This is a genomic window from Mesorhizobium sp. B2-3-11, from assembly GCF_006442215.1.
Classification (GTDB): domain Bacteria; phylum Pseudomonadota; class Alphaproteobacteria; order Rhizobiales; family Rhizobiaceae; genus Mesorhizobium; species Mesorhizobium salmacidum.
The window spans coordinates 1-1,165 of the sequence record NZ_VFVS01000045.1 but is presented as its reverse complement, the minus strand read 5'-3'; the positions used below and the strand labels follow the sequence as shown (position 1 = coordinate 1,165).

The 1,165-nt window shown below is 62.6% G+C and carries 1 protein-coding gene; it reads right to left on the bottom strand.

Annotated elements, in window-relative coordinates:
• Positions 1 to 7: 7 nt before the first annotated feature.
• The gene (locus FJ960_RS29355; protein WP_140718569.1) at positions 8 to 1,075 is read right to left on the bottom strand and encodes an ISAs1 family transposase; all 1,068 of its coding nucleotides are present in this window, start codon (positions 1,073 to 1,075) and stop codon (positions 8 to 10) included.
• Positions 1,076 to 1,165: the final 90 nt, after the last annotated feature.

Sequence of the window (1,165 nt, the reverse complement as noted above, 5' to 3'; positions counted from 1 at the left end):
GGCAGGGCTATCGCATATGAGTGATGGCATTGATGAGATAGTCGTCATTCCAGGCGCATTTCTTGATGCGGTGGCTGATCGGGACTTTGTCTGTGTCTGTGTCGGCGATTTGGAGGATGTTTCTGGCGATGCGGTTGAGGAGCGCGGTGTTGGCGGGGGCATTGCCTTTGCGGGCGCGGCTGAGATCCTCGGCGAGATGCACGTCCAATATCCAATGCAGCCCGTTTTCGATCTGCCAGTGAGCTCTGGTGAGATCGAGCGCCTGGGGTGGCGACAGCAGGTTGGAGGCCATGAACAGGCGCGTCAGCGGCTTGGCTTGGTCGCGCCGGCTGGTGATGCGGATAAAGGCTCTGTGGCCTGGCATCAGCGGCTCAGCTGCCGCGACGACCTCTGCCTGTCGCCATTCGCTACGGCCATGGCTGGTTTCGGTCCGCTCGGCGATAGCGGGGGCAGTTTCGACCAGATGCTGGTTGGCACGGCTAAGCCAATGCCGACGGTTTCCCTTGAGCGCGAGCAGATAGTCGCCGCCGCGTTCGGTGACGGCTTGGGCCATACGCGTGTGACAGTGGAGCGCATCGGCCGTGACCAATCTACCAGTGAGATCAATGAGTTCGACTACCTTGAGGGCAGCCTCGACCTCATTCTCCGCATCGCCGGGCGAAGCCGCCGCCAAGCACAGCCGCGTCTCGGCGGCAAAGGCCGAGACCGTCAAGGGCGGACTGGCTGCAAGGCCCTTCTCATAAGCCCGCCGCAGCGCCTTGCCGTCGAGCGAGACCACGCCCTGGCATGCCTGGGCAAAGCCTGCGGCAAACGCGGCGAAGGCGCGCCCGAAGGCCTCAGGATCGAGCAGGCGCAGCAGCCGCGAGAAGGTGTCATGGCTGGGCGCCTCCTCATACGCGATCAACCGCGACAGCGCCTGCTTGCGCTCTTGCGCAAACAACGAAAACTCCGTCGCATTGGTCGCGCCGCACAGGCTTGCCGCAACCATCATCACGATCAAATCGCCAAGCCGGTGCGTGGCGTTGGCCGCGCGCGGGTCAGGGACCGCGCCGAAATAGCTCTCAAGGCAGGACATGGCAGTCACTCCTTCGCTGGACTGCCTTCCCAAAGAATCTCTTCTCAGACCAATTTCAACTCCCAAAACGCCATATGCGATTCCCCTGCC